Annotated in this window: 20 protein-coding genes; 11 read left to right on the plus strand and 9 right to left on the minus strand. The window is 71.7% G+C overall.

The window, feature by feature from the left end:
- Positions 1 to 164: 164 nt before the first annotated feature.
- From WME97_RS45830 to WME97_RS45860, 7 genes are all read right to left on the minus strand, one after another.
- Positions 165 to 1,892 (minus strand): discoidin domain-containing protein, encoded by a 1,728-nt coding sequence (locus tag WME97_RS45830; protein WP_437547403.1) that lies wholly within the window; start codon positions 1,890 to 1,892, stop codon positions 165 to 167.
- A 365-nt stretch (positions 1,893 to 2,257) separates the two neighbouring features.
- Entirely contained in the window at positions 2,258 to 3,367 is a 1,110-nt protein-coding gene (gene thiO / locus WME97_RS45835) for a glycine oxidase ThiO (protein ID WP_437547404.1), read from the minus strand.
- A 99-nt stretch (positions 3,368 to 3,466) separates the two neighbouring features.
- Positions 3,467 to 3,820, minus strand: coding sequence for a type II toxin-antitoxin system RelE/ParE family toxin (locus tag WME97_RS45840; protein ID WP_437547405.1), 354 nt, complete (start codon positions 3,818 to 3,820; stop codon positions 3,467 to 3,469).
- A gap of 13 nt (positions 3,821 to 3,833) precedes the next feature.
- A complete protein-coding gene (locus tag WME97_RS45845) occupies positions 3,834 to 4,118 on the minus strand; it encodes a hypothetical protein (protein WP_437547406.1) in 285 nt (94 codons plus the stop codon).
- 395 nt (positions 4,119 to 4,513) lie between these two features.
- Complete coding sequence (locus WME97_RS45850; RefSeq protein ID WP_437547407.1) at positions 4,514 to 5,227, minus strand: hypothetical protein; 714 nt, start codon at positions 5,225 to 5,227, stop codon at positions 4,514 to 4,516.
- Between the two features lie 40 nt (positions 5,228 to 5,267).
- On the minus strand, positions 5,268 to 5,978 hold the full coding sequence (locus WME97_RS45855) for a hypothetical protein (RefSeq protein WP_437547408.1): 711 nt from the start codon (positions 5,976 to 5,978) through the stop codon (positions 5,268 to 5,270).
- Between the two features lie 169 nt (positions 5,979 to 6,147).
- On the minus strand, positions 6,148 to 6,546 hold the full coding sequence (locus tag WME97_RS45860; RefSeq protein WP_437547409.1) for a hypothetical protein: 399 nt from the start codon (positions 6,544 to 6,546) through the stop codon (positions 6,148 to 6,150).
- Between the two features lie 334 nt (positions 6,547 to 6,880).
- On the opposite strand from WME97_RS45860, the gene WME97_RS45865 reads away from it, so the two are divergent.
- The 4 genes from WME97_RS45865 to WME97_RS45880 all read left to right on the plus strand — a co-directional run bounded on the left by WME97_RS45865 (position 6,881) and on the right by WME97_RS45880 (position 10,886).
- Positions 6,881 to 7,423, plus strand: coding sequence for a hypothetical protein (locus tag WME97_RS45865; RefSeq protein ID WP_437547410.1), 543 nt, complete (start codon positions 6,881 to 6,883; stop codon positions 7,421 to 7,423).
- Between the two features lie 11 nt (positions 7,424 to 7,434).
- Positions 7,435 to 7,977 carry a hypothetical protein gene (locus WME97_RS45870; protein WP_437547411.1) on the plus strand — a complete coding sequence of 181 codons (543 nt, stop codon included), beginning with the start codon at positions 7,435 to 7,437 and terminating at the stop codon, positions 7,975 to 7,977.
- 163 nt (positions 7,978 to 8,140) lie between these two features.
- Positions 8,141 to 9,781, plus strand: a complete 1,641-nt coding sequence (ffh, locus tag WME97_RS45875; RefSeq protein ID WP_437547412.1) for a signal recognition particle protein — start codon at positions 8,141 to 8,143, stop codon at positions 9,779 to 9,781.
- Between the two features lie 94 nt (positions 9,782 to 9,875).
- Entirely contained in the window at positions 9,876 to 10,886 is a 1,011-nt protein-coding gene (locus WME97_RS45880; protein ID WP_437547413.1) for a carbohydrate-binding family 9-like protein, read from the plus strand.
- A 31-nt stretch (positions 10,887 to 10,917) separates the two neighbouring features.
- Here the strand turns inward: WME97_RS45880 and WME97_RS45885 are convergent, their stop codons facing one another.
- Entirely contained in the window at positions 10,918 to 11,313 is a 396-nt protein-coding gene (locus tag WME97_RS45885) for a GFA family protein (RefSeq protein WP_437547414.1), read from the minus strand.
- A 125-nt stretch (positions 11,314 to 11,438) separates the two neighbouring features.
- On the minus strand, positions 11,439 to 12,368 hold the full coding sequence (locus WME97_RS45890) for a BON domain-containing protein (protein ID WP_437547415.1): 930 nt from the start codon (positions 12,366 to 12,368) through the stop codon (positions 11,439 to 11,441).
- A 414-nt stretch (positions 12,369 to 12,782) separates the two neighbouring features.
- Here WME97_RS45890 and WME97_RS45895 point away from each other — a divergent pair, with 414 nt between their 5' ends.
- From WME97_RS45895 to WME97_RS45925, 7 genes are all read left to right on the plus strand, one after another.
- Positions 12,783 to 13,067: a hypothetical protein gene (locus tag WME97_RS45895; RefSeq protein WP_437547416.1), complete on the plus strand. Its 285-nt coding sequence runs from the start codon at positions 12,783 to 12,785 to the stop codon at positions 13,065 to 13,067.
- A gap of 311 nt (positions 13,068 to 13,378) precedes the next feature.
- Positions 13,379 to 14,212, plus strand: a complete 834-nt coding sequence (locus WME97_RS45900) for a hypothetical protein (protein WP_437296345.1) — start codon at positions 13,379 to 13,381, stop codon at positions 14,210 to 14,212.
- Entirely contained in the window at positions 14,209 to 14,727 is a 519-nt protein-coding gene (locus tag WME97_RS45905; protein ID WP_437547417.1) for a hypothetical protein, read from the plus strand. The genes WME97_RS45900 and WME97_RS45905 overlap by 4 nt, the downstream gene beginning before the upstream one ends.
- Positions 14,728 to 14,814: 87 nt before the next feature.
- Positions 14,815 to 16,131 carry a DUF3696 domain-containing protein gene (locus WME97_RS45910; protein ID WP_437547418.1) on the plus strand — a complete coding sequence of 439 codons (1,317 nt, stop codon included), beginning with the start codon at positions 14,815 to 14,817 and terminating at the stop codon, positions 16,129 to 16,131.
- Positions 16,124 to 16,699: a hypothetical protein gene (locus WME97_RS45915; protein ID WP_437547419.1), complete on the plus strand. Its 576-nt coding sequence runs from the start codon at positions 16,124 to 16,126 to the stop codon at positions 16,697 to 16,699. The genes WME97_RS45910 and WME97_RS45915 overlap by 8 nt, the downstream gene beginning before the upstream one ends.
- A 12-nt stretch (positions 16,700 to 16,711) precedes the next feature.
- A complete protein-coding gene (locus WME97_RS45920; RefSeq protein ID WP_437547420.1) occupies positions 16,712 to 18,688 on the plus strand; it encodes an ABC-F family ATP-binding cassette domain-containing protein in 1,977 nt (658 codons plus the stop codon).
- 109 nt (positions 18,689 to 18,797) lie between these two features.
- Positions 18,798 to 19,058: a hypothetical protein gene (locus tag WME97_RS45925; protein WP_437547421.1), complete on the plus strand. Its 261-nt coding sequence runs from the start codon at positions 18,798 to 18,800 to the stop codon at positions 19,056 to 19,058.
- Positions 19,059 to 19,224: the final 166 nt, after the last annotated feature.

A 19,224-nucleotide genomic window follows, 5' to 3' on the forward strand; every position in this document is an offset into this window, starting at 1 on the left:
CCCCGGACACTTTCAGGACACGGCGAGCCCCGAGAAAAGTTCCTGACGCGCGGGATCTCGACTGCGATGTGGTCCAGAACGCATCAACGTCGGCGGGGGACGCACGGGAGGGGCTCCCGCGGCGCGCGGGAGCCGGTGTTCAGGACGAGCGGGGCTACGGGCGGCTAGGGCGCGCCCGCGTGCGTCAGCGTCTCCCAGCCGATGTGGTTGCCGACCCGGGTGGAAGCGCTGCTCATCGCCCTGACGCGCGTGATGAGCTCCTCTGTCTTCGGCATGCTGATCCCGCGCCGGTTGCGGAACTCGTTGTACCCGATCTCCCAGCCCATGACCGCCGAGCCGCCGCCGGCGGTCTCGGCGAAGCTGCTGCACGGCCAGTTTCGCGCCGGCATCCAGCCCGCGGGCGTCACCTTCACGCCGACCCGATTGCCCGTGTTGTCGAGGTATTGCAGCGCGTAATCGGCGTTCAGCTCGAGCGCCTCCCGCAGGCGGTTCTCGTCATGAACCGGGTCGTCGCCGTAGGCGCTGCGCGCATCGCCTTGAATGCGAAGGGTCTCTGCCATGTTCGCCAGCGAGCTCACGCCCATCTGCATGTGCCCGAGGTCGCGGCAGGTCTCCTGCTCCAGGCCGGCGATGTAGCGCGTCGGGTTGCTCCAGATCCCCGCGAGAGCGCCCTTCGCGTCGTCGGTGTAGCGCGGCCGGCCCTGATAGATGGGATAGAGCGGCTGGCGGCCGTCGCTCGGCATGTAGATCATGGCCTTGCTGGAGTGCTCCACCTGGCTCACGGCGTACTCGTACTTCTCGCGATCGTTCGTGAAGATCGCGATGCCGAGCGCCGTCTCGTTCATCACGGAGGTCCGGTTCGCGCCGCCCGTCCAGCCGTCTTTCACCAGGTCCCAGTAGACGGTCTTGAAGTGGTTCTCTTGCAGGGCCGTGTCTTCGGCCGTCCAGCCGCCGTACGTGTAGCGCAAGATCTCCGCGGCCCGCAGGAAGTTGGTGCCTGCCCAGCCAGCGGCGAAGTGGCCGTTGGCGTAGACCTGACCGTTGTTGTCCGGGAAGCGGGGCTGATCGAACAGGATGGCGGTCATCGTGCGCGCCCAGGCGTTGATGATGCGCCGCGCGTTCTCGGCGTACTGCGCGTCGCCGCTGTAGTAAAAGAGCAGCGCCTGCGTATAGGCGGCGTTCGCGTCGTTGACGATCTCGCTGCACCCCGCTTGCTCGAAGCCCAACTCGATGGCTTTCTGCTTCGAGCCGGGCGTGGAGCACTTGACGACGGGCACCGGGCTGGCGACGTAGTCCCGCTTCGCGTGCCTCGAGCCCCTGGCGAGCTGGTACTCCTTGGTCCAGGGCTGCGCGCCGCCGCCGATCTTCGTCTTGACGAAATCCAGCTGTGCCTTGCTGACCAGGATGCCCGGATGGACGAAGGCGTCGGCGGGGGCCGCGCTGGCGGATATCTGGAGCTCCGTCACGCTGGCGTAGTCGTTCAGGGTGTTCCCGTTGACCGTGAGGCGGACGTACCGCGCGTCGACGGCCTGGAGCTCGACCGGCTGGAGCGAGGTGTTGGGCAGGCTCTTCCCCGCGAAGAGCGGAGAGAAATTCTGGCCGTCCGTGGACGTCGAGAGCGCGTAGTCGTAGATGCGCCCGTCGAACCCGCCGTTGTACCAGCCGAGAGAGATGCCGCAGATGCGCTGCTTCGCGCCCAGGTCCGCCGTCACGTAGGCGCCCTTGCCGCGGCCCGACCAGCGGGTGGCCAGGCTGCCATCGCCGACGTTCGCCGCCGGGTTCTCGGCCTGCGCGACGCTGGCGACGAGGCTCGACGGCGTGAGGCGAACCGTGCAACCCGGCGCAGAGAGCGACGATGATTGCTGTCCGCCGACTTCATCGCTGCCTGTCACAGAGCCCTCGCCAGCGCCTGTGTCGGCGCCTACGACGCAGCCCGCGAGAACAGCCGTCAGGGCGACACACATTGTGGGAACGGCAGTGCGTAAGTTCAAGGTATTCTCCTTTCGGTGGATCATTTTACCGACCTCAAGGCAGTGTGCGTGATGATGCCACCAAGTAAGATCGAAGTTCTCAAGGAGATGAGATACGGTATTTGCCGGCGATGTCAAGTCCGTGCTGGGGAGCCTGCTCCTGGTCGACAGCTCATTGCCTTGCATGTCTGGCCGCCGTCCTGAAAAAAGGATGTCTGTCAGCGTCTCGTCTGCTGACCGAATGGGCTGTGGTCAATTCACGGCTGGCGATCGAGGCTCCGGCGCGCTCAACCGGTGATGCCGGGCCGTCTGGCGGAGAAGGGCGACAGATCCACCGGCGGCTCCTCTCCGGCGATCAGCGCCGCCACGATCTTCGCGGTCACCGGGGCGAGCAGCACGCCGTTGCGGAAGTGCCCTGTCGCGAAGAGCAGATTCGCGATCTCCCCCTCGCCGAGGATCGGCAGCGCGTCCTTCGGGTGGGGCCGGAGGCCGGCCCACGTCCTGCCGATCGGCGCGTCGCCGAGCGCGGGCGCGAGCCGGAGCGCCGCGGTCAGGAGGTCGCGCACGGCGCGCGACGTCACCGCGGTGACGTAGCCGGCGAACTCCACGGTCGCGCCGACGAGCACGCGCCCGTCGTCGCGCGGCGACAGGTAGCACCCGGGCCCGTAGACCACCTGCGAGAGCACCGGCGACGCCGGCGTGAGCTCGACGATCTGCCCGCGCACCGGGCGCACCGCCGAGGGGGCGAGGCCCGACGCGTCGAGCAGGGACGACCAGCTCCCGGCGGCGAGCACCGTCCAGCCCGCCTCGACCTTCGTGCCGTCCTCGAGCTGCGCGCCGCGCGCGTGCTCCCGCTCGACCACGATGCGCCGGACGGTCGCGCCGGCGCTGAACCGCACGCCCGCGCGCTCCGCCGCGATGCGCAGCGCGCGCATGAGCGACGGCGGATCGATGCGCGCCTCGTCGGCGAGCCACGCGCCGCCGGCGACCTCGTCGCAGAGCGCCGGCGCGCGCGCGCGGGCCCCGTCGCCGTCGCAGATCTCCACGGCGAGGCCGGCTTCCCGCTGCCACGCGAGCTCGCGCGCGATCTCCTCGCGTCCTTCGGCGGTGAACGCCACGCGCAGCGCGCCGCTCTGCCGGTACCCGACGTCGATCCCCGTCGCCTCGACGAGCGACGCGGCGAGCTCCGCGTAGAGGGCGCGGCTCGCGAGGCAGAGCCGCGCGAGGGGGCCGTCGCCCGTGGCCTCGAGCTGGGGGCCGATGATCCCCGCCGCCGCCCACGAAGCGCCCTCGCCCTGGTTGCGCTCGAGGACGCGGACAGACAGCCCGCGCCGCGCCAGGGCCAGCGCCGAGGCGCACCCGGCCACGCCGCCGCCGATCACCACCACGTCGCTCATCGGCGCGTGCATAGCACGCCGGGCGCCGAGGGGGGCTGTGCGCGGGAGCGCTGCGGGGGCTGGCGCGCGCCGGGAGGAGCGACGCGACGCATTGCCCGTTCACCTCGTCCGCGGCTTCCGTGAGGGGAGGCCGGCCCCGGCCAGCGGCCGCTGCTGCCGCGCGTGGAAGAGGCGCAGCAGCCAGAGGTCACCGTCGGGGTCGGAGGCGTCCACGAGATACCAGACGACGTAGGGGAGCTTGCGCAGGAGGAGCCTGCGGACGACGGCGCGGTCCTCGTCGTCCTTTGCCTCGGCGGGACCGATCCCAGGGAAGCGGGCGAGGAGCTCGATGGCCTCGTCGAGTCCGGTCCGCAGGCGCTCAACCTGCTCGAGCCCGCGGTTCTCATTGAGCCAGCGCACCTGATCGCGGAGGTCGCGGGCGAGCTCCCGGCGGAAGCGGACGCGGCGGCCCACGCGGCGCCCTGGCCTAGCGGGCGCGGCGACGAGGGGCCTCACGGAGCGCCTCGCGCGCTTCGTCGAAGATGGAGTCGATCTCCTGGCGCGCGGCCTCGTCGTGGTCTCCCGCTTTCATCCGCTCCCAGACCGCCCAGACCTGGGCTCGCTGCCACTCCTCGGCCCGGCTGAGCTGCTCCACGTCGTCGATCTCCTGGACGCGCTCGCTGAGGAGCGCGCGGATCGCGGGCGAGAGCTTGAGGCCGCGCTTCTTCGCCTCGGCCTGGACCCGCTCCCGGAGCTCGGCCGGGAGCACCACGCTGACGGGTCCGCTGTCCTCGTCCGGGCCTCGTCCCGCCGGACCGCGTTCCTCATCCCGGCCACGCTTCGCCGTTCCCGTCCCTCTCATCGATGCTCCTCGTGGAGACAGGATAGTGAAATCCACTATAGTGTGCAACCGGGCCGTCCGGCCGCTGTTGGGGAGAGGTCGGAGATCTCTATGGAATGACCATCGCTGCCGCTCGTCGTTGGGCTACCTCGAGCGTGCCGTGAGTTTTGCGACCGCTGCACGGACACCGCGAACGACATCGAGCCATGCTTCATCCCGATCGGGCCAGCTTTTAACCGGCTTCCCGTCTCTTGGGAGCGCCTGGAACCGCGCAAAAGGCGTGTTATTCGCCCGTGCTCTGGAGCGGTACAAGCGCGCGAGGCCTGCTACGGCGATTCCCCTCCACCGGTCTTCTCGGCTGTCGCAGCAGCCCTGGTCGCTGTCGTCTCCTCGGGTGCTGTCGCTGCCTCGGTCGCAGCGCTCTTCGGAGCTTCCGTCTCCGTCGCCTTCGGTGCGGCCTCAGACGCCTTCGGCGCCTTGGCTGCCCCGGGCGCCTTGGCCGCCTCCGCCGGCTCCGTCGCCTCGGCCGGCGCCGCGCCCTCCGCCGCCTTCGCCGGGGCCGCCTTCGCCTTCTTCTCCTTCGCGGCCTTCGCCTCGAGCGCGCCCGCCGCGATCGGCTCGCGCTTGCCGTGGCCGACCGCGCGCGGATCGCCGTACGGGAACGCCGCGCTGCCGCTCGCGTCGATCGGCTTGCGCGGGGCCTCCGGATCCGTCGCCGGGCTCGGCGGCGGCGCGATCGGCCGCGGCGCGCGCAGCCGGTTGCCAGGGCCGGCCTGGGTCCACACCTGCACGTCGCCGAGCACGCGCGTCCTGTTCGCCATCCGCCGCTGGCCCCGCGCGCCGAGCAGCTTCTCCAGGAACGTCGGGGGCGACGTCGCGCCAGGCTCCCCCTTCACCCAGCACGTGTAATCGCCGATGCCGGTACCCCGGAACGCCTCGCGGCAGACCGCTATCCCGAGCTCGGCCGCGATGTCGCTGAGGAGACGACCCGGCGCGGCCTCGACCGTCCTGTGCTCGTTGACGAAGGTGACCTTGGGCATCGGTGGGCAGGGAGCGTCCTGCTCCCCTGCCGCGAGCGCGTCAAGAAGCGCGGCGCGCGTCCCTCGCGTCCCGCACGCGGTGCAGCACCCGCGCGATGCCGAACAGGTTCCAGCCCGCGAAGCCCAGGAACAGCGCGACGAGCGCGACCGCCCAGCGCGACGCGCGCGGCGAGCTGCCGTCGATGAGCAGCCAGGCGTCGTCCGTCACGGCCATCCCCGCCTGCTCCTCCACCTCGGCGGCCAGCCGCGCGTGCCGGATGCCCGCGCTCTTGAACGGCACGAGCCGCCCGGCGAACGTGCTCGGAGGGACGAAGCGCGGGCCCTCGAAGCCCTCCGGCACCCGGATCTCCACCCACAGCGCCGGGTTGCCCGCCACCGGCGCCAGCCGGAACGAGTCGCCCTCGGCAGCGCGCCCGTACCGGATCGCGGCGCGCGTCCCGAGCAGGCCTCCGGCCCGCACGTAGCGGTTCGCGAGGTCCGCCTGCGGCCGCAGCGACGCGAGCTCTCCCACGTCCGCCGGCTGGCCCGGCGACAGCGCGTAACGGGCCTCCCCGAGGAGCGCGACGGCCATCCACAGCGCGGCGATCGCGGTCGCCGCCATCAGCGCCACCGTGACCGTGCGCTCCTGCTTCGGCGGCGACGGCAGCGCGAGCAGCTCCGGATCGGGCCCCGCCACGTCGAGGCCATCGCCGCCCGGGCCGCGCGGGCCGGACGTCATGGATTCCAGGGTCGAGGTCGGGTCGGTGGGCACGCTTCGTCGAGTATATAGCCGGAGCGCCGGCCGCGGTGCACCGCCGTCTCGCCGGTCCTCGGACGAGGGGAGGAGCGGGCTCGGGCGTGGCGGACCTGGGCGCGCAGGACGTCGGGCGCGGCGCGCGAGACGCGGGCGAACCACACGCTCCCGGCGTGCGCCTGCGGGCTCAGCACCAGCGCACCGGGTTGCCCGTGGCCACCGAGGCCTCGAAGACCCGGCGCAGGGAGCCGAGGATCTGCTCGAAATCGGCGATGCCCAGCGCGCGCTGCGCCACGTGGAAGGAGCGCGGATACGCGGAGCGGACGCGCCCCCTGTCGTCCTGCATTCGACCGTCGGGCCAGGGAATGCACCTGCCGGGAACGGCGACCCTGGACTCGAACTCGCGTCCCGTGTCGAGGTCCCGGAGCAGCACGCGGCCGCCCTCGTGGGCCTCGGTGCGCTCGGGCTCCAGCAGGATCTGCTCGACGCGCAGGGCGCGGAACAGCTCGCAGGGCGGCGCTCCGCGGCTCCGCACGAAGAAGCCATTCGCGTCGAAGCCGAGGTTGATCTGCTCCGAGCCGCTCAAGACGAAGATGCCTTCGTACTGCGGAATGAAGTCATAGAGCTCATCACCGGTCCCGGAATCGACGAGGAAGGCCGAGCGGACGGAGGCGACGAGCTCGGCGAACCGCGCGAGCTCTCCCAGCGCGCGCGCGCTGGCTTAGGCCGGCAACGGGGGGGGGCGGCGCGGGCGGTACCCCCAAAGGGCCGGCATGGGCATGGAGGCGCCGCGCGCACCGTCGAGCGGCCCACCGTCCTCGCGGGCCGCCCCTGAGCTCGCCGCGCGCTCGCCCGGCCGCGGTGCAGGGGGCCGCGTCACGCGCTTGCCCGCGCGCGGCGCCTTGCCTAGCCTAGCCGCGATGCCCTCGAAGAACGACAGCTCCATCCTGTGCCCGTCGTGCGGCGCGAACAACGCCTCCGTGACGGCGAGCGGGCGCTGCATCGCGTGCGGCGCCAGGATGGGCTCGCTCGCGCCTTTCCGCGACTCCGAGCTCGACCGCAACCGCCGCTACCAGCAGGAGGGCTTCTCGATCCTCTGGTGCCTGATCGCCCTCGTCCTGCAGAGCGTGCTCACCGCGGCCCTCGTCGGCGGCCTCCCCATGATCGTGCAGCAGCTCGACTTCGAGGGGTCGAACGGGATGATCGTCGCCATCCCCGTCTGGTTCATCGGCGGCGTCCTCCTCGGCATGATCTCGCCCGGAAAGACGTTCCTCGAGCCGGTCGTCGCGTCGTTCCTCGTCGCGATCCCGACCGTCTTCTACCTCCTGCACAGCCAGACCGTCCGGACGATGCCGCTGTTCATGTACGTGATCATGGCGCTCATCGGCGTGCTCTTCACGCTGATCGGCTCCTACCTCGGCGAGCGCATCCAGATGGGCCCGCCCGCAAAGACCGCCGACTGAAAGTGCCCAGCGTGACGACGAGGCCCGGCGCGACGGGCAGCGCAGGGGCGGCCGGCGCAGCAGGGGCGGCGGGCGCAGCAGGGACGGCGGGCGCAGCAGGGACGGCCGTCCGGCGGATCGCCGCAGCGAAGCGGATCGCCGCGGCGCTCGCCGCCGTCGCCATGGTCCAGCTGGCGCCCGGGTGCGGCCGATCGGCCGAGCAGCAGGAGGCGGATGCGCTCCTGCATGCGATCGACGTCCTCCGCGACGCCCCGAGCGAGCCGCGCGAAGCGCGCGAGGCGCTGCTCGCGGAGCTCGAGCGCCAGCCCGCATCGACGCCGCCCGCCGCGAGCGCCAAGGACACGTGCGCGCGGGCCTACCGCCTGCTGCTCGACGCCACGGCCGCCGAGGCGCGCGTTCGCGCCCTGCTCGAGGCGCCCGACGGGGCCGCAGGGCCCGGCGCGCTGGCGGATCTCGTCGCGGCGGACGCCAAGGTCAAGGAGAGCGCCGAGGTCATGCCGAGGTGCGCCGAGGCGCTCGCGATCCTCCGCCGCTCGGGCCGGCGCGGGATGTGACGGCCCGCGTCGCCCGCGCCGGCGGCGTCCGCGCCGGCCGAGGCGCCCGCGCCGCGCGCCCCCGGGGAGGGGCGCCGGCCGCGCCCGCGCAGCGCGTCGCGCGGCGTTGAAGAGGGCAAGGGGATCCGCGCTCGCGGTCCCCTGTGCTAAGACCCGCCCTGCCATGTTCGACACGCTGACACGGGGCTTTCGTCAGGCCAGAAACCGCCTCGCCGGGCTCACGGAGCTCACCGCGGGCAACATCGACGTCGCGCTCCGCGAGGTAAGGCTCAGCCTGCTCGAGGCCGACGTCGAGATCGGGGTGGTCAAGGCGTTCCTTGCCCGGGTCAAGGAGGCCGCGGTCGGCCGCACCCTGGAGACGCGCGTGAAGCACGCCGGCGAGGTCCACCAGGTCTCGGCGAGCGACCACTTCATCAAGATCTGCCACGACGAGCTCGAGGCGATGATGACCCACGAGGGCGACGAGATCGCCTGGGCCGACAGCGGGCCCACGGGCATCATGATGGTCGGCCTCCAGGGCTCCGGGAAGACGACGAGCTGCGCGAAGCTCTCGCGCTACCTCGAGAAGCAGGGCAAGAAGCCGCTGCTCGTCGCGGCCGACATGCAGCGCCCCGCGGCCGTCGAGCAGCTCAAGGTCCTCGGCGAGTCGCTCAAGATCCCCGTGTTCAACGTGCCGGGCGAGTCGCCGGTCGCCATCTGCGCCGCGGCCCGCGGCGAGGCGAAGCGGCTCGGCCGCGACGTCATCATCTACGACACCGCCGGCCGCCTCGCGATCGACGAGCCGCTCATGCAGGAGCTCGCGCAGATCAAGGACGCGACCAAGCCGGAGAACATCTTCCTCGTTGTCGACGCGATGATCGGCCAGGACGCCGTGAAGACGGCGCGCGGCTTCAACGAGCGGCTGTCGATCGGCGGCGTCGTGCTGACGAAGCTCGACGGCGACGCCCGCGGCGGCGCCGCGCTCAGCATCAAGGAGGTGACGGGCGCGCCCGTCCTCTTCACCGGCCTCGGCGAGACGACGGACAAGTTCGAGCCGTTCCGCGCCGACGGCATGGCGAGCCGCATCCTCGGCATGGGCGACGTCGTCGGCCTCATGCAGGACTTCGAGGAGGTCGTCGACCAGAAGAAGGCCGAGAAGGACGCCGCGCGGATGCTCCAGGGCGACTTCACGCTCGAGGACTTCCTCGATCAGGTGCGGATGATCCAGAAGATGGGGTCGCTGAAGGATCTCGTCGACAAGCTGCCCCTCGGCGGCATGTTCCCGGGCGGCCTGCCCCAGGACGTGAACCTCGACGACCGGGAGCTCGTCCGCATCGAGGCGATCATCCAGTCGATGACCCGCCTCGAGAAGAGCGACCCGTACGCGCTGGTCCGCGAGCCGAAGCGGGTGGAGCGCATCGCGAAGGGCTCGGGCTCGAAGCCCGAGGCGGTGAGCGAGCTCGTCCAGAAGTTCCTGTTCATGCGCCAGATGATGAGCGGCCTCGGCCAGAACATGGGCCTGATGGGCAAGATCCCCGGCATGAAGCAGATGGCCATGGCCAAGAACATGCGGGAGATGCAGAAGCAGATGATGGCCGGCGGCGGCATGCCCGGGATGGGGATGCCGGGCATGGGCTTTCCGGGCATGGGCTTCCCGGGGATGGGGATGCCCGGGATGGGGATGCCGGGCATGGGCGGCTTCCCGGGCGCCGGCGCCGGGGGCCCGAACATGACGAAGATGAAGACGCTCAGCGCCTCCGAGCGCAACGCGAAGAAGGCGCAGCGCAAGCGCGAGCGCGACGCCCGCAAGAAGGGGCGCAAGTAGCGGCGGCCGCGTGCGCGGGCCCTGCTGCCGGCGGCGCGTTATTGACAGCGCGCACGGCGCGCACGCCCGCGCGCGGGCGCTCGCGCTCGTCGCCGTGGCCTTCGCCGCCGCGTGCTCCCGGGGCGGCGGGGGCGAGCAGGAGGCGGCGCCGCCCGGGGCGACGGGTCGCGCGCCGGCGAGCAGCGGCGCGGGGGCCGGACAGAGCCAGAGACGACCGCCCGCCGTCGTGAAAGAGCTCTCGGTGCGCAAGCTCGCGCCCGGCGCGGCGATCGCCATCGACGGCCGCCTCGACGAGCCGGCGTGGCAGGCGGCGGCGGCGACAGGCCCGTTCGTCAACGTGGGCACGGGCCGCGAGGATCGGTCGCTGCCGACGCAGGGCGAGGCGCGGCTGCTCTGGGACGACGGGTTTCTCTACGTAGGATTCGACGTCCGCGACACGACGATCACCGGCGGGTTCCCCGAGGGCGCGCGCGACCCGCACCTCTGGGAGCGGGACACCGTCGAGGTGATGATCGACCCCGACGGCGACGGCGACAACAAGGACTATTACGAGATCCAGATCAACCCACAGAACCTCGTGTTCGACTCGCAGTTCGACGACTACAACGCTCCAAGGGGCGGCCCGAGCGGGCCTTTCGGCCATGAGGCCTGGAGCGCGGGCCTCGCGAGCGCGGTCGCGCTGAGAGGGACGCTCGACGACGGCTCGGACGAGGACGTGGGGTACGTCGTCGAGGCGAAGATCCCGTGGAGCTCGTTCGCGAAGGCGAAGGCGGCGCCGCCGTCGCCGGGGGACGCGTGGCGGATGAACTTCTACGCCATGCAGGACAACGGCGGGGCGGCGTGGTCGCCGATCCTTGGCGAGGGGAACTTCCACCGGGCGCGGCGGTTCGGCCGGGTCCGGTTCGTCGGGGCCGGGGGCGAGACGGGCGGCGCGGGGGCGTCCGCGAACGACGCGGGCGCGGCACCCGCGCGCGACGCCGGCGTGACGCCCTCGGCGGCGCCGCCCGGCGCGACGAGCGCCGCGAGGGCGAAGCCGGGCGCTGCGGCTCCCTCCGCTTCGGACGGTTCGAAGCCGGGCTACCGGGCGGAGCCGCCCGACCGCTGAGCGCCCGACGCTCGCGCGCCTGCAGGCCCGCTCATGGCCGATCCCCCACGTGCTGCTCGGTGTCCGCCAGGGCGGGCAGCCAGCCCTCGCGGCGCCTGATCCAGAGCTCGTAGGTCGGAGCGAGATCCGTGGGAGCGTCGTCGAGACATCCCAGCTTGATCTCGACCTCCCCCTCCTCCTCCCGCGGCGAGAACAGCCGTGATCCGCACGTCGGGCAGAAGCTGCGTCCCTCCCAGCACCTCGTCTCGCCCGTGGACTCGAAGCTCGACCACGGCCACACCGCGAACGGCATGAACACGCTGCCCGTCTCCTTCCTGCACGAGGTGCAGTGGCAGATGCCCACGCGGAGAGGCTCGCCACGAAGGTGAAAGCGCACCGCACCGCAGGTGCAGCCGCCGCTCCGGACGCGCTCTGATCCAGCTTGCATGTCGCCTCCGCTCACAGGCCCGGCGCCATCAGCCCGCGCCGGTTTTCACCGGCAACGCCCGCCGCCGAGCGGCCGGGTCAGCGCCTGCATCACAAATTCACATGGTGTATATCGCGTCTGCTGGTTCAGATCCGGGCCGAGTGGCTCGCCGTCGGGCGTGACGCCCCCTGCTGCGCGCCCGCCAGGGCGGCATCGCCCATCGTGCCCGCCGTGGCGTTCGAGCGGGTCGTCGGCTCCATCGCTCGCTGGACCCGGATCCTGTTGTGCACGTCCTCGACGCCCCGCGTACCCTCGGCGACGAGCTCGATGATGCGCTTGTGGTGCCGCTGGGGCACCGTGCCCTCGAGGATGACCTCGTTGTTCTCCACCTGGACCGTGACGTCGCTCACGTCGATGTCGTGGCGCTCCGAGAGCACCTCGCAGATGTCCTCCTGGATGCGCGCGTCGGAGCGTTTGTAGCCCTTCGGTCCGCGGCCGAGCGCTCTGCGCACGCGGTCTCCGATCTCGCCGAGTGCGTGGCCAACGCTCTCCAGCGCCGAGTGGCCGGATTCGTAGTGATCGTGGCGCTCGCCGCCGTACGCGCCGCCGCCCCAGGCCGCATCGGGACCGTAGTCGGGGTTCACGACGCGGGTCATGCCGAGGTAATAGGCGCCGCCGAGATTGAAGTTGTAGGCGCTTCCCACGGCGGGAAGGGGATTGCCGCCGAAGCTGCGGCTGTCACCGCGGCCGCCGGCGTAATCGCCGCCGCGGTCGTCGTGGGGCCAGCCGCGCTCCTCGTCACCAGGACGATGGTCGCTGCTCGCGAAGCGACCGTCGCCGAGAGCGCGGCCCATGGGGTCGCGGTGCGTCGCGGGCCCAACCGTGCGAGCCTGCTCACGGCCCCAATCGCGGCCGTCGCGCAGCGCGGCCCCGTGATCGTAGCTCGGGCCCGCGCTGCGGCGCTCGTTGCGAGGATAGCCGCGCTCGGTGAAATGGCCCCGGTCGTCTCCGTAGCGCCGATCCCAACCGTGCTCATTTCGTCCGTAGCCTGTGTCCCTGTCGAATCGATCTCGCATCCTGCGCCTCCTTTCTTCCTGGCGAGCACTGCGCCTTCAACACGTCTCCGCTGCGCGACAGATCGCGCCAGCCTGGTCGCTTGGATCGCGAAGATGGGTCGCACCGGCGCCCTCTGCCACCGGGGAGAACCCTTCGTCTCGCGCCCGGGCGATCCCGAAAATGACGATTCATCGGATCAGCACAGAAGAGCTTGCCTTGAGCGCCTTTCCGCCTCTCGTCGCAGAACACGGCACACCCGCCCTCGCCATCAGGGCAGGGGCGGCGCCGCGCCCCCTGGGGGCCGGAACCCTCCGTCACGGGCTCAGCAAAGCCGGCCCATGCCCCCCTGGCTGCGCTAAGCGCCGCGCCAGATCCCGTGGAGATCGTTCGCGAAGGCGAAGGCGGCGCCGCCGTCGCCGGGGGACGCGTGGCGGATGAACTTCTACGCCATGCAGAACAACGGCGGGGCCGCGTGGTCGCCGATCCTGGGCGAGGGGAACTTCCACAGGGCGCGGCGGTTCGGTCGGGTCCGGTTCGTCGGGACCGGGGGCGAGACGGGCGGCGCGGGCGCGGGCGACGCGGGCGCGGCGCCCGTGGCGGCGCCATCGGCGAAGCCGCCCGGCGCGACGGGCGCTGCGGGCGAGAGGCCGGGCGCCGCGGCGCCCTCCGCGCCGGCTGGAGCCAAGCCGGGCTACCGGGCCGATCCGCCGGACCGCTGAGCCGCGCGTCCGGCGCTTCGAGGCTCGCCACCACGCGCGAGCGCGCTGTTCTCCGGGAGGAACAGGTGTCTCTTCCAGAGAGACAGGGTGCGCGACGGCCTCGTGCTCAACTCCGGCGATCAGGGGAGCGATGATCCTCGTTTTCGGCGCAAACGCGGGAGCTCGTCGCCGGACGCTCGGTCCGCTCGCCGTGGCATCATGTTTGCCAGGACCTTCGCCGTACGCTTCGTCTCTCGCCGACAACGTCGCTTCGACGACCCGACTGACACCCGCCAAGGCTGACACGCTTCCGACGCTCCTGGAGGTATCTCATGAGATCTCAATTCATCACGACAGTCGCTTTCGTGGGCCGCATCGACGGTGAGACGCGTTGCGCGTTCTGGGCCGAGGAGCCCACGGAGCACGGCTTCGACCCGTCGCGCCTCGTCAGCGTGGATCTGGCCCTCACCCCTTCGGCCGCCGCGCGCGGCGAGACGAGCTGGGACGCGGTCCAGGTGGACGACAGCACGGTGAGCCTGAGCGGCGCGCTCACCGGCACCACCCTCGGGCCGCGCTGGCCCGAGATGCAGCTCAGCGGCGTGGTGCTGCTCGAGGCGACGATGTGGAGGCGGCTCGCGGCGGCCGCGCACCTGACGTGCCCGCCGGCCGGGGCCACCGGGCACGACTACGAGTACCAGACGGTCGTGTACTGGCCTCACCGGAGCGACCCGCGGGCGGGCCAGCGGTACACAGGCTACCACGCCGAGATCCTGGAGGCGCGCGGCACCCTCGCGAAGGTGGCTGTCTACAGCAGCGGCGGAGCGGCGCGCGGCGCGAAGCCGTCGGTGACCTGGATCGATCTCGCCTCCCCCGAGCAATGCGACGTGGGGCCCGGCAGCCTCACGCAGATTGGCGTCGGCGACGCCCCGAAGAAAGGAGCGCTGTTCCTCGCCACGGGCACCGTCACGACCGCTGCCGCCGCCCCGCGTGGGCCGAAGATCCCGCCGTGGGCGAGCGAGAGCGTGAGCCCCAAGATCCCGCCGTGGGAGGGCGAGAGCGCCAGCCCCAAGATCCCGCCGTGGGAGGGCGAGAGCGCCAGCCCCAAGATCCCGCCCGGTCTCGGCGAGGTGTCGCCTTCCGGGCTCGCTGCGGGATACGAGAAGTGAGCGCGATCCCCCCGATCTCGGTGATGGGGCCGGCGGAGGATCCCGTCCTCCGCGGGATCGTCGAGCGGTGCCCGCGCATCGTGCAAGTGGCCTCGCTCGACGCGCTCGCGCTGCACCTGGAGCGCCGCGCGGCGGCGGAAGGCTCCACCACCCTCGATCTGAACGGCCACTCCACCCCGCACAATCTCCTGCGGTTCGCCGGCGTGGTGGTGGATCTGTTCCAGCCCGAGGTGGCGGCGTTCTTCTCCGGGTTGTCGGAGAGCGGGGTCCTCGATCGGCTCCACGTGTCCGGGGTGCGCCTGCTCGGCTGTCACACCGCGCTCGGGCCGGTGGCGCAGCGCACCCTCCGCCGGCTCTCCCGCACCCTGCGCCGGCCCGTCTGGGGCACGGTCACTGGGCTTCTGAAGAGCCACTACGACGCCGAGGGGCTCAATCCCGCCTTTCGCCGCCTGCTGGTCGAAGCAGCGGGCTCGCCCGTGCAAGCCGCCTCGGCCGCTGGGATCCGTATGCATTGAGCGACGGAGGGGGCATGCTCACGGCCACGGTCGGGCAGGAGCACGGTCGCTCGCGGCGCGAGCCGTCCGTGGAAAGGGAAATAGAGGATGTTCACGAAGCTCGGGCTCCGGAATTTCAAGTCCTGGCGTGGCGCACATGCGTTCGACCTCAGGCCGCTCACGCTGGTGCTCGGCGTCAACTCGGCCGGCAAGACGAGCCTGCTCCAGCCGCTCTTGCTCCTGAAGCAAACCATCGAGTCGCCCGACCGGCTCCTTTCGCTCAACCTGGGCGGGCAGCCCGGTGAGATGCTGGACCTCGGCAGGCTCTCCGACGTCGTCTCCGGGGGCGACGTGCGCGCCGGGCTCGGCTTCCGCCTGACGTTCGGCCCAGTGAGCGTCGGGAAGGGGGCCGCGCCGCGCACGCTCGGCTCCGTGGACTACGAGGTGGAGTACGGCGCCGCCGAGGAGGAGAGTCCCTACGTGGAGCGGCTCTCGTACGCCACCGCCGAGGGCGCCTACGCCGTCGCGCGCCAGCGAGACGGCGCCTACGCGCTCTCCGCGCCGGGCGGCCCTTTGCCCGACGACCGGCGAGCTCGGCGGACCTACGAGCCCGAGCGCTCCGTCGGCTTCTCGGCCGATGCGGTCGCCGCCCTCGGCGCCGCGGGGGCAGACGCGCAGGATCTCGCGCTCGCGCTGACGCGGGAGCTCCAGCGGCTCGCCTACATCGGGCCCCACCGGAGCGTGCCCACGCGCCACTACGCCTGGACGGGGCGCTCGATAGGGCAGCTCGGATCGAGCGGCGAGCACGCGATCCCGGCGCTGATCGCGAGCCTCGTCGGCCGCCACGCCGACGGGTCCGAGCGGGGCCGCCTCGTCGAGCAGGTCTCCGCGGGGCTCGCGCGGCTCGGGGTCGCGGACAGGATGGAGATCGAGCGCCAGGCGACGACGTTCTTCCAGGTCATGATCACCTTCCAGGGCCACCGGACGAACCTGCTCGACGTCGGCTTCGGGGTCTCCCAGGTCCTGCCCGTGGTCACCGCGGCGTACTTCGCGCCCGAGGGCTCGACGGTGATCATGTCGGAGCCCGAGCTCCACCTGCACCCGCTGGCGCAATCGGCGCTCGGCGATCTGCTCGTCGAGGCCGTGCGAGAGCGCGGGGTGCAGCTCCTCGTGGAGACGCACTCGGAGCACCTCTTCCGGCGGATCCAGACGCTGATGGCCGAGGAGCGCATCACGCCGGACGAGTGCGCCATGTACTTTGCCCGGTGCAATGGAGGGGATTCGGTGCTCGAGCCGCTCGAGGTGAACGGGTACGGGCGGGTCGCGAACTGGCCCGACAAGTTCTTCGGTGACACGGTGGGCGAGGTCGAGCGGCAGATGGAGCGGATGCTCGACCGCATGGAGAAGGACGAGCAACGTGGCTGATCACGTCGTCGACACCAACGTGCTCATCGTCGCGAGCGCCGCCGATCCTGCCTCGCCGTTCAAGGACACCCACGTCCCGACGAGCGAGCGGAGGATCGTCTTCGCGTGGCTCAAGGATTTTCGCGCCGATGACGGGCGCCGCCTGATCATCGACAGGGCCCGCGGCATCCTGCGCGAGTACAGGAAGAAGCTGACGGCCCAGGACTACGGCATCGTCGTGGCGATGGAGAAGCTCCGGACGGCGGAGTTCGTCTCCGTGCAGTACGACGGCGAGTATGCCGTCGTGCCCGAGCGGCTCGCTCGCTTCGACAACTCCGACAAGAAGCTCGTGGCGGCGCACCTCGCGCACCGGGCGGAAGGCGGTCAAAGCACCATCGTCAACGCGTGCGACACCGACTGGCACGAGCACGAAGAGGCGCTCTCCGCAGAAGGGGTGATCGTGGAGCAGCTCCTCCCGGCGTGGTGCCAGAGAGAGTTCTGGCGCAAGAACCCCGAGAAGATGCCTCCCGGGGCCGGCGATCGAGAACAGGACCTAGCCGGCCCCCCCGATCACGGCGCCATGCGCTAAGCTCCGCGCCCTGTGCCCGTCCTCACCGCTCACGATCTCCACAAATCCTTCGGTCCCCAGACGATCCTCGACGGCGTCTCGGTCAACATCCGCACGGGCGAGCGCGTGGGCCTCGTCGGCGTCAACGGCTCCGGCAAGAGCACGCTCGCCCGCATCCTCGCCGGGGTCGAGCAGGCCGACAGCGGCACCATCGCGCGCCGCCGCGGCGCCGAGATCGGCGTCCTCTCCCAGGATCCGGTCTTCGAGCCGACCGACACCGCGCGCGACGTCGTGCTCGCCGGGCTCTCCGCCTGGCACGCCGCCAAGGCCCGCCACGACGAGGTGAGCCGAGCGCTCGCGGCCGGCTCGGGGGACGCCGAGGCGCTGCTCGCCGCGCAGGCCGAGGCCGGGGCCGACGTCGAACGGCTCGGCGGGTGGGACATGATGCACCAGGTCGACTCCATCATCGGCCACGTCGGCGTCACCCGGCCCGACGCGCCCATGAGCGTGCTCAGCGGCGGCGACCGCAGGCGCGTCGCGCTCGCCCGCCTCCTCGTGTCGCGGCCCGCCCTCGCCGTGCTGGACGAGCCCAGCAACCACCTCGACGTCGAGACGGTCGAGTGGCTCGAGCGCTACCTCGTCGAGGAGCACCCCGGCGCGCTCCTCCTCATCACCCACGATCGCTACCTGCTCGACCGCGTCGCGGAGCGCACGCTCGAGATCGACAAGGGCAAGGTCTACAGCTACGACGGCGGTTACGAGGAGTACCTCGAGCAGAAGTCCGAGCGCCTCGCGCTCGAGGCGCGGACCGAGTCGAACCGGCAGAACTTCCTGCGCACCGAGCTCGAGTGGCTCCGGCGGCAGCCGAAGGCGCGCACCGGAAAGCAGAAGGCCCGCATCCAGCGCGCCGAGACGACCAAGAGCGCGCCGCCGCCCAAGGCGGAGCGGACCGCGCAGCTCTCGGTGGAGTCGGTGCGCACCGGCAAGACCATCCTCGAGCTGAAGAAGCTCGGCCTCTCGCTCGACGGCAAATGGCTCGTGCGCGGCCTCGACTTCACCCTGACCAAGGGCGAGCGCGTCGGCATCGTCGGCCGCAACGGCACGGGCAAGACCACGATGCTCCGCGCGATCCTCGGCCAGCTCGGCGCCGAAGGCGACGGCGCGGCCCCCGACGGGCCCCGCATGGAAGGCGAGGTCGTGCTCGGAAAGAACTCGAGCGTCGCCTACTTCGACCAGCACAGGAGCGGGCTCGACCTCGACAAATCGATCTTCGAGAACATCGCGGGCTCGCACACGCGCGTCGAGGTCGGCGGCCGGTCCATGGACGTGCGCAGCTACCTGGAGCGGTTCCTGTTCGATCCGAACAAGGCGCGGCAGCCGGTGGGCTCGCTCTCCGGCGGCGAGCGGGCGCGGGTCGCCCTGGCGAAGATGCTCACCCAGAGCGTCAACGTGATCATCCTCGACGAGCCCACGAACGATCTCGACGTGATGACCCTCGCCGCGCTCGAGGAGATGCTCATCGAGCTCGAGGGCTCGGCGCTCGTCGTGACCCACGACCGCTGGTTCCTGAACCGGGTGGCGACCTCGATCCTCGCGTTCGAGGGCGACGGCCGGGTCGTGCGCTACGCGGGCAACTACGACGCCTACCGCGAGCAGCGCGCGAACGCCGCGCTCGAGACGGAGGCCGAGGCGCGGGCCGCGAAGGCCCAGGCGGCGGAGGCCCGACCCGCGGCGGCGCCGGCGAAGGCCGCCGCGAAGGCGGGCGGCGCGCCGAAGCTCACGTTCGCGGAGCGGACGGAGCTCGACGGCATCGTCGGGAAGATCGACGCGGCCGAGCAGAAGGTCGCCGAGCTCGAGGCGAAGCTCGCCGACCCGACGCTCTACGCGAGCCGCGGCGCCGACGTGGCGGGGCTGCTCTCGGAGCTCGAGCGCGCCAAGCAGGACGCGGCGCGCCTGGTCAGCCGCTGGGAGGAGCTCGAGACGAAGCGCGAGGCCGCCGGCAAGGCGTGACCGGGCGCGACGGAGCGCGAGGCCGGCGGCAATCGGTCCAGGGGCGCAGGGGCGACCTGTCTCGCACGACGACCTTGTCGGCGCGGCGCCGCCCGGCGACCATGGCCCCATGATGACCGTGTTCGAGGTGCACCTCGCCGAGGGATCCGACGGCGCCGGCCTGCTCAGCGACGAGGTCCTGAGCGAGACAGGCGCGCAGGTGATGACGCTCCAGGAGGCCGCGCTTGTCGGCTTCCAGGGCCTCCAGGGGCTCGACGGCTCCGGCAACGTCCGGCTCATCGCCGTGCGCGCGCGCGACGCCGCCTGGATCCACCGCTGCCTGGAGACCCACGGGGCCGTCACCGCGTTCCGGGCGCACCAGGTCGACTGAGCCCCATCGCCCCCGCTGCTCGACTGACCCCGCGCCGCCCTGGCGTGGCGTCCCCCTGCGCGCGCCTTGTCCGGAACGCCGTGGATGCCAGTCCGCCCGCCAGGCGCAGAGAACAATGAAGGCCCGACAAGCCCGCTGAAGCAGGCGAAGCTCGCCTCCACGAACA

It is taken from the genome of Sorangium sp. So ce367, from assembly GCF_051520455.1.
GTDB lineage: Bacteria > Myxococcota_A > Polyangia > Polyangiales > Polyangiaceae > Sorangium > Sorangium cellulosum_B.

Excerpts from the sequence above, each read along its gene's own strand:
- thiO (WP_437547404.1), bottom strand. The coding sequence starts at position 3,367 with ATGAGCGACGTGGTGGTGATCGGCGGCGGCGTGGCCGGGTGCGCCTCG.
- WME97_RS45850 (WP_437547407.1), bottom strand. The coding sequence starts at position 5,227 with ATGCCCAAGGTCACCTTCGTCAACGAGCACAGGACGGTCGAGGCCGCG.
- WME97_RS45865 (WP_437547410.1), top strand. The coding sequence starts at position 6,881 with ATGCCCTCGAAGAACGACAGCTCCATCCTGTGCCCGTCGTGCGGCGCG.
- ffh (WP_437547412.1), top strand. The coding sequence starts at position 8,141 with ATGTTCGACACGCTGACACGGGGCTTTCGTCAGGCCAGAAACCGCCTC.
- WME97_RS45885 (WP_437547414.1), bottom strand. The coding sequence starts at position 11,313 with ATGCAAGCTGGATCAGAGCGCGTCCGGAGCGGCGGCTGCACCTGCGGT.
- WME97_RS45890 (WP_437547415.1), bottom strand. The coding sequence starts at position 12,368 with ATGCGAGATCGATTCGACAGGGACACAGGCTACGGACGAAATGAGCAC.
- WME97_RS45895 (WP_437547416.1), top strand. The coding sequence starts at position 12,783 with ATGAACTTCTACGCCATGCAGAACAACGGCGGGGCCGCGTGGTCGCCG.
- WME97_RS45900 (WP_437296345.1), top strand. The coding sequence starts at position 13,379 with ATGAGATCTCAATTCATCACGACAGTCGCTTTCGTGGGCCGCATCGAC.
- WME97_RS45910 (WP_437547418.1), top strand. The coding sequence starts at position 14,815 with ATGTTCACGAAGCTCGGGCTCCGGAATTTCAAGTCCTGGCGTGGCGCA.
- WME97_RS45925 (WP_437547421.1), top strand. The coding sequence starts at position 18,798 with ATGATGACCGTGTTCGAGGTGCACCTCGCCGAGGGATCCGACGGCGCC.